We start from the raw sequence: 1,975 nt of genomic DNA, 5'->3' as shown, positions 1-1,975 counted from the left end.
GAGGTGTTCGCGCGGCTCACGTTCAACGGTCGGCACGCCAGCTCGAACGGCGCCTACCTGCTCGGCTCGGTGCCGGGCGCGGCGGCGTTCCCGCGCGTGGTGGTGCTGACCGGCGCGCGCACCTGCTCGGCCAGCGAGCTGGTCGTGAACGGGCTGAAGCCCTATGCCGAGGTCGTGACGATCGGCGGCACGAGCTGCGGCAAGCCGGTCGGCTTCCAGCCGCGCGCGTCCTGCGGCAACACCTACAGCGCGGTCAACTTCGAGAGCACCAACGCGCTCGGCGAGGGCGGCTTCTGGAACGGCATCGCCGCCACGTGCGCCGGGACCGACACCTTCAGCGGAGCGCTCGGCGACCCGGCGGAATCGCTGACGGCCGCGGCCGTCGCCTACCTGCAGGACGGCAGCTGCGCGGTCGCCAGTTCCGCCGCGAAGGAACGCGCCGCCCGCTGGTCGAAGCGGCTCGCCGCCGGTGCCGAGCCCGGCGATCGCCGGGGCATGTGGGCGGATTGATGTGTCGTCCGGTTCGGCTTGACATGATCGGACATGCAGGGACATCTGCCAGAAGCAAGCGCGCAACGCCGGCTCACTAAGCTTCCGTCCATGACCAAGCCGTACCACCTCTACGTCGTCGAAGACGACAACCCGCTGCGCACGATGCTGTGCGACTACCTGGAGAAGCAGGGCCTGGTCGTCACCGGCATGGCCACCGCCGAGGACCTGCTGCGCCGCATCCACCGGCTGCGCCCCGACCTGGTGGTGCTCGACGTGAGCCTGCCCGGCATGAGCGGGCTGCAGGCCTGCCAGAAGCTGCGCTCCGAGGGGGACCGGGTGCCGATCATCATCCTGACCGCGCGCAGCGAGGAGATCGACCGCGTGCTCGGCCTCGAGATGGGCGCCGACGATTTCCTCGGCAAGCCGTTCTCGGCGCGCGAGCTGCTGGCGCGCGTGCATGCGGTGCTGCGCCGCGCGATCGTGCCGCCGGGCCTGTCGCAGATGAACCAGGCGCCGGTCAAGTTCGGCGGCAGCGTCTTCGACGTGAGCGCGCGCTGCCTGTTCCGCAACGGTGCCACGCGCGTGCTGAGCACTGTCGAGTTCTCGGTGCTGGCCGAGCTGGTGGCGAACCCGGGGGTCGCGGTGTCGCGCGAGCGGCTGCTGGCGGTGTCGCACTCGCGCAGCGAATCGCTGCTGCTGCGCGCGATCGACGTCACCGTGATGCGCCTGCGCAAGCTCGTCGAATCCGATCCCGGCACCCCGCGCTTCATCCAGACGGTGCGCGGCCACGGCTACATGTTCGTGCCTGAAACGTCGCGCTGATGCGCTGGCTGCCCCGCTCGCTGGCCGGCCGCGTCACCTGGCTGGTGGGGCTGATCAGCGTCGCGTCGCTGATCGCGCAGCTGCTGCTGTTGCGCACGCTGCTGTTCGAGCCGTTCAGCGAGGGCATGCTGGTGGCGGTGGTCRGCGAGGCGCACCAGGCGCAGCAGAACCTGCTGACCACGCCACCCGACGAGCGCGACCGCGTTGCGGTGGAGCTGTCGTATGGCCCGTTCTGGGTCGGCCGCAGCGGCGCGCCCGATGGCGGGCCCGACATCGTCGGCCCGCTGCGCCAGCCGTCGATCGAGCTGCCGAGCGGGCTGCAGGACATCGTCACCCGCTCGCTCGGCCATGACGCGGTGCTCGACATCAGCGACCGCAACGGCCTGGTGCTGCGCATCGAGGCCGACATCGAGGGAGAGCGCTGGAACTTCGTGCACCGCCACGCGTCGCCGCGCAATGCGCCGACGATCACCTTGYTGGCGGTGCTGGCCTTGCTGTTCGGCACCGCGGCGCTGAGCCTGTGGATCGGTTTCCGGGTGATCGCGCTGCCGCTGAAGCGGCTGGCGCACGAGATCGCGACGCGGCGCGGCGCGCTGCGCGCGATCGAGCTGCCGGCCGGCGCGAGCGACGAGCTGCAGCAGATCGCGCGCGCCTTCAACTC

General features: G+C 71.1%; 3 protein-coding genes. All 3 read left to right on the top strand.

Annotated features, from left to right (window positions below; all coding sequences use genetic code 11):
• On the top strand, positions 1-510 hold a 510-nt coding region (locus AC1D01_RS32300; RefSeq protein WP_477873588.1), incomplete at its 5' end, for a S41 family peptidase.
• Positions 511-600: 90 nt separating this feature from the next.
• Positions 601-1,314 (top strand): response regulator, encoded by a 714-nt coding sequence (locus AC1D01_RS32295; RefSeq protein WP_047592312.1) that lies wholly within the window; start codon positions 601-603, stop codon positions 1,312-1,314.
• Positions 1,314-1,975, top strand: a 662-nt coding sequence (locus tag AC1D01_RS32290) for a hypothetical protein (RefSeq protein WP_477873587.1), incomplete at its 3' end; no start/stop codon positions are given. The genes AC1D01_RS32295 and AC1D01_RS32290, both read left to right, overlap by 1 nt.

The organism is Rhizobacter sp. P3_B12, assembly GCF_056402895.1.
Note: the sequence above shows the minus strand (reverse complement) of the source record. Positions and strands in the feature narration are given on the sequence as shown.

Coding starts and splice junctions, on each gene's coding strand:
- AC1D01_RS32295 (WP_047592312.1), top strand. CDS start 601: ATGACCAAGCCGTACCACCTCTACGTCGTCGAAGACGACAACCCGCTG.